We start from the raw sequence: 5,083 nt of genomic DNA on the forward strand, positions 1-5,083 counted from the left end.
CTCCCCGCCGTCCGCCCCGAGGGACGGCGGGGAGACCCGGCGGAGGGGGGGATCAGTCGCCCGCCAGGCCCCAGCGGGTCCGGATCGCCCTGTCCACCAGGCCGAACAGCCGGTCCATCACGATCCCGACCACCAGGATCACGATCATGTAGGAGATCATCGCGTCCGTCTGGGAGAACTCCCGGGCCTGCGACAGCAGCACGCCGAGCGAGGTGTGCGAGGAGATCACCACGAGCAGTTCGCCCGCCATCAGCGACCGCCACGCGAACGCCCAGCCCTGCTTGAGCCCCGCCACGAAGGACGGCAGCGACGCGGGCAGCACGAGGTGCCGGTACAGGTCCAGGCCGCGCAGGCCCATCACCTTCCCCGCCCGCAGCAGGATCGGCGGCGTGTAGTCCACGCCCGCGATGAGCCCGTTGGCGATGGACGGCGCCGCGCCCAGCACCACCACGAACAGGATCGCCTTCTCGCTCAGCTGGAACAGCAGGATCGCCAGCGGGAACCAGGCGATCGACGGCATCGTCTGCAGGCCGGTGATCAGCGACCCGACCGCGCGGCGCAGCACCGACGACTGCGTCACCAGCGCGCCGACCAGCGTTCCCACCAGCACCGACACCGCGAACCCGAGGACGGCGCGCTGCATCGTCAGCCCGACCGCCCCCCAGAACGAGCCCGTGGTCACCTGGCGGCCCAGCTCCGGCAGGGTGTCGGCGGGGCCGGGCAGCACGTACGACGGCTTCCAGCCCGACCACACCACGAGCTGCCAGGCCAACAGCGCGATCGCGACGGCGCTGGCCATCGGCCACACCGCCGACCACGCGCGCGCGGCCGGGTGGCGGCGCGTCCGTCCACCGAGCTCCAGCGCGTCCAGGCCCGAGATCTGCCGGCTCAGTTCGGGCCGCGCACTCCCGTCCGCCCGCACACCGACGTCGGGCGGGGAGTCGTCGGCGACCGTCGGCGACGCGGGATCCGCGGTGCTCGTGGCGGTGGACGCCGGGGTGGCCGCGGTGGTGGACGCCGGGGTGGCCGCGGTGGTGGCCGCGGGGGCGGTCGTCGTCCTCGGGTCAGGCGCCATGGCGGCCGACCTCCTCGCGCAGCCGGTCGGTGATGGTCCCGGCGAGCGCCGCGACCTCGGGGGAGTCGATGCGGCGGGGCCGCTCCATCCGGACGGGGAACTCCTCGACGACGCGTCCCGGACGGCTCGACAGCAGCACCACGCGGTCACCCAGCCGGACGGCCTCGCGGACGTTGTGCGTCACGAACAGCACGCTCAGGTTCCGCTCCCGCCAGATCCGCTCGATCTCGTCGTGCAGCAGGTCGCGGGTCATGGCGTCGAGCGCGCCGAACGGCTCGTCCATGAGCAGCAGCGTGCCGCCCGACCGCGTTCCGGCGGGCTCGGTGTCGATGGTCAGCGCGAGCGCGCGGGCGAGCGCGACGCGCTGCCGCATCCCGCCGGAGAGCTGGTGCGGGCGCTTCCTCTCGAACCCGGCGAGGTGCACCGACGCCAGCAGCTCGGCGGCCCGGCCCCGGCGCTCGCCGCGCGGGACGCCGCGCGTCTTCAGCGCCAGCTCGATGTTGCCCGTGACCGTCAGCCACGGGAACAGCGCGGGCTCCTGGAACATCAGCGCCACGCGCCGCCCGGCGGTGTCGATCGTCCCGGCGGACGGCCGGTCGAGCGCCGCGACCAGGTTGAGCAGCGTGCTCTTGCCGCAGCCGGACGCGCCGAGCAGGCAGACGAACTCGCCCGGCCCGACGGTGAGGGAGACGTCGTCGAGGGCCGCGAGGGGCCCGAACGCTTTGGAGACGCCGTCGAGCCGGACCGCTGCCCCGGAGGGCACGGCCCGGCTCGCGGCGGCCTCGACGGCCTGTGTCATCGGTCGGTGACCTGTGCCTTTCCGTGTGCCTTGAGCACCTCGTTGAGGGGACCGAGGTCGTAGACGCCGGTGAGGTCGACCTTGTCCAGCAGGCCGATCTCCTCGGCGTGCCGGGCGCCCTCCACCAGCGAGGACGCGACGGGGTCGGTGGTGAAGACGATGCTCTTGAACGCGGCGTCCAGCACGTTCTGCTTGATCGGCTTGCCGGACAGCTTCGTCAGCGCGTCGTTGGCCGCCTGCTCCGCCCCGGCCTTGTCGGAGTTGATGTAGTCGGTCGCCTCGACCACGCCCTCCAGCAGCTTCCTCACCTGGTCGGGGTGCTTGTCGGCGAAGTCGCGCCGGACGATGAGGTTGGTGATGACGAACTTGCCGCCGGGCCACAGGGACGACTCGTCCAGCAGCTTCTTGCCCTTGGCCTCCAGGACCAGCCGGGACGCGTAGGGCTCGGGCACCCACGCGCCGTCGATCGCGCCCTGCTGGAAGGTCTGGAGGGTCTGCGCGTTGTCCTGCGGGACGACCTTGACGTCGCCGGAGCCGTCCTTGTCGGCGGTCAGGCCGTTCTTCTTCAGCCAGTAGCGCAGCGCGACGTCCTGGGTGTTGCCGAGCTGCGGGGTTGCGATCTTCTTGCCCTTGAGGTCCTGCGGGCCGTTGATGCCGGGCTTGACGACGAACGAGACGCCTCCGGCCGCGGCGCCCGAGATCACCTTGATCGCCTTGCCGTGCGACTTGGCCCACGCGTTCACGGTCGGGTTCGGGCCGACGAACGTCGCGTCCACCGCGCCGGAGAACAGCGCCTCGACGGCCGCGGGGCCCGCGTTGAACGTCGCGGTCTTCGGCGCGGCGCCGAGGTGCTTGGCGAAGATGCCCTTCTGGATGCCGACCAGGGCGGTCGCGTGGGTGATGTTGGGGAAGTACCCCAGCTTCAGCGGGGCCGGAGCGCCGTCCGCCCCGCCCTTGTCGTCGCCGCCGCAGGCGCTGAGCGTCCCCGCGGCGGCCAGGACGGTCAGGGCCGCGGCGGCGGCGAGCGGACGGAGCCTTCGATGCATCGGCATAATTCCCTACTAAGCAGGTCGGAATGACGTGCCAAGTAGACAATGTAGGCAATCCGTTCGTCAACCCGCCTGAGCGGCCGGGTGCGGACGGGGTCCGACGCCCGCCCGCATTTGCGGGGTCCCGTCCGGGTAAGGGCGACCTGCCGGTTCCGGCGTGCCAGTTCGAAGTCCGCCGGGCGCGCTGGATAGGCTCGGGGAGCGTCCGCCCACGCGGGCGCGCTGTCTGAGCTTGCCGATTGCAACTGGGAGATGCCCGTGTCGTCGATCGAGGCCGTCCTCGCCCGTGAGGTCCTGGACTCCCGCGGCAACCCGACCGTCGAGGTCGAGGTCCTGCTGGCGGACGGGACCGAGTCCCGCGCCATGGTGCCGAGCGGCGCGTCCACCGGCCGGTTCGAGGCCGTGGAGCTGCGCGACGGCGACGAGCGCTACGGCGGCAAGGGCGTCCGCAAGGCGGTCAAGGCCGTCAACGACGCCGTCGACGAGAAGCTCGTCGGCTACCCGGCGACCGAGCAGCGGCTGATCGACCAGGCCCTCATCGACCTGGACGGCACCCCGAACAAGGCCGGGATCGGCGCGAACGCCATCCTCGGCGTCTCGCTCGCCGTCGCCCGCGCCGCCGCCGACTCCTCCGGGCTGCCGCTGTTCCGCTACGTGGGCGGCCCGAACGCGCACGTGCTGCCCGTCCCGATGATGAACATCCTGAACGGCGGCGCGCACGCCGACACCAACGTGGACATCCAGGAGTTCATGATCGCGCCGATCGGCGCGCCGACGTTCTCCGAGGCCGTCCGCTGGGGCGCCGAGACCTACCACGCGCTCAAGTCCGTGCTGAAGTCCCAGGGGCTCAACACCGGCCTCGGCGACGAGGGCGGCTTCGCGCCGGACCTGTCGTCCAACCGCGCCGCGCTCGACCTCATCCTGGAGGCGATCGGCAAGGCCGGCTTCGAGCCGGGCCGCGACATCGCGCTCGCCCTGGACGTCGCCGCGTCCGAGTTCCACTCCGACGGCGCCTACGAGTTCGAGGGCTCCAGGCGCACCGCGGACGACATGGCCGCCTACTACGGCGAGCTCGTCGACGCCTACCCGCTGGTCTCCATCGAGGACCCGCTGAACGAGGAGGACTGGGACGGCTGGAAGTCCCTGACCGACGCCCTCGGCGCGAAGGTCCAGCTCGTCGGGGACGACCTGTTCGTCACCAACCCCGAGCGGCTCGCCCGCGGCGTCCGCGAGGGCATCGCCAACGCGCTGCTGGTCAAGGTCAACCAGATCGGCACCCTGACCGAGACCCTCGACGCCGTGACGCTCGCGCAGACCAACGGCTTCCGCTGCATGATGAGCCACCGGTCCGGCGAGACCGAGGACACCACGATCGCCGACCTGGCGGTCGCGACCAACTGCGGCCAGATCAAGACCGGCGCGCCCGCCCGGTCCGACCGCGTCGCCAAGTACAACCAGCTGCTGCGCATCGAGGACGTCCTGGGCGACTCCGCCCGGTACGCGGGCGCCGCGGCGTTCCCGCGCTTCACCCGGGAGTCCTGAGCGCGGCGCGAGCACCGGCCGGGCGCCCGTCCCGGCCGGGTCCCGACCTCTGAGGAGCGGTGATGGCGGCGGACGGCGGCGGCAGGCGGACGGACCCGGGCCCCGGTCCGGGCTCCGGACGGCCCCGCGGCAGGCAGGGCGGCAGGCAGGCCGGCAGGCAGGGCGGCTCGGCCCTGACCGGCCGGGCGGCCATCCTCGCGGTCGTCGTCTGCGCCATCGCCCTGACGCTCGCCTACCCCGTCCGGGAGTACATCGCGCAGCGCCAGGAGATCGCCGATCTGCGGCACAAGCAGGCCGTCGCGCAGAAACAGGTCGCGGAACTCGAGCAACGCAAGAAACGGCTGACCGACAAGTCGTACATTGAACGTGAGGCGAAGCGCAGGCTCCACTACTGCATGCCGCACGAGAAGTGCTACATCGTCCTGGACGGCGGGACGAGCGACGGAGAACAGGCCCAGCGGAAGGGGTCGAACGAACGTCCGCCCTGGTACGAGACGCTCTGGCGGTCCGTGGAGACCGCCGACCGCACCCGCTGAGCCCCGCCGCTCGGGCGGACCCGCCATCCGCGACGCCGCCGCCCGGCGGGTGGTCGCGCCGGCGGGGCCGGGCGTCCGGGCG

5 protein-coding genes are annotated in these 5,083 nt (G+C 72.5%); 2 read left to right on the plus strand and 3 right to left on the minus strand.

Translation table 11 applies throughout. The features are described 5' to 3' along the window. Positions 1-52 precede the first annotated feature (52 nt). The 3 genes from DZF91_RS28490 to DZF91_RS28500 are packed head-to-tail and all read right to left on the minus strand — an operon-like array spanning position 53 to position 2,920. Positions 53-1,075: an ABC transporter permease gene (locus DZF91_RS28490; RefSeq protein ID WP_199486954.1), complete on the minus strand. Its 1,023-nt coding sequence runs from the start codon at positions 1,073-1,075 to the stop codon at positions 53-55. Continuing rightward, positions 1,065-1,874 (minus strand): ABC transporter ATP-binding protein, encoded by an 810-nt coding sequence (locus DZF91_RS28495; RefSeq protein WP_117360206.1) that lies wholly within the window; start codon positions 1,872-1,874, stop codon positions 1,065-1,067. Before DZF91_RS28495 ends, DZF91_RS28490 begins: the two co-directional genes overlap by 11 nt. Further along, a complete protein-coding gene (locus tag DZF91_RS28500; RefSeq protein WP_117360209.1) occupies positions 1,871-2,920 on the minus strand; it encodes an ABC transporter substrate-binding protein in 1,050 nt (349 codons plus the stop codon). The genes DZF91_RS28495 and DZF91_RS28500 overlap by 4 nt, the downstream gene beginning before the upstream one ends. A 261-nt stretch (positions 2,921-3,181) precedes the next feature. Here DZF91_RS28500 and eno point away from each other — a divergent pair, with 261 nt between their 5' ends. Continuing rightward, the gene (gene eno / locus DZF91_RS28505; protein ID WP_117360210.1) at positions 3,182-4,465 is read left to right on the plus strand and encodes a phosphopyruvate hydratase; all 1,284 of its coding nucleotides are present in this window, start codon (positions 3,182-3,184) and stop codon (positions 4,463-4,465) included. A gap of 62 nt (positions 4,466-4,527) precedes the next feature. Next, a complete protein-coding gene (locus tag DZF91_RS28510; RefSeq protein ID WP_117360207.1) occupies positions 4,528-5,001 on the plus strand; it encodes an FtsB family cell division protein in 474 nt (157 codons plus the stop codon). Positions 5,002-5,083: the final 82 nt, after the last annotated feature.

Source organism: Actinomadura logoneensis (assembly GCF_003428695.1).
In the GTDB taxonomy this organism is placed as follows: domain Bacteria; phylum Actinomycetota; class Actinomycetes; order Streptosporangiales; family Streptosporangiaceae; genus Spirillospora; species Spirillospora logoneensis.

What these genes read in the sequence shown, in the direction of transcription:
- DZF91_RS28490 (WP_199486954.1), bottom strand. Translation starts at nt 1,075, where the DNA reads ATGGCGCCTGACCCGAGGACGACGACCGCCCCCGCGGCCACCACCGCG.
- DZF91_RS28495 (WP_117360206.1), bottom strand. Translation starts at nt 1,874, where the DNA reads ATGACACAGGCCGTCGAGGCCGCCGCGAGCCGGGCCGTGCCCTCCGGG.
- DZF91_RS28500 (WP_117360209.1), bottom strand. Translation starts at nt 2,920, where the DNA reads ATGCATCGAAGGCTCCGTCCGCTCGCCGCCGCCGCGGCCCTGACCGTC.
- DZF91_RS28510 (WP_117360207.1), top strand. Translation starts at nt 4,528, where the DNA reads ATGGCGGCGGACGGCGGCGGCAGGCGGACGGACCCGGGCCCCGGTCCG.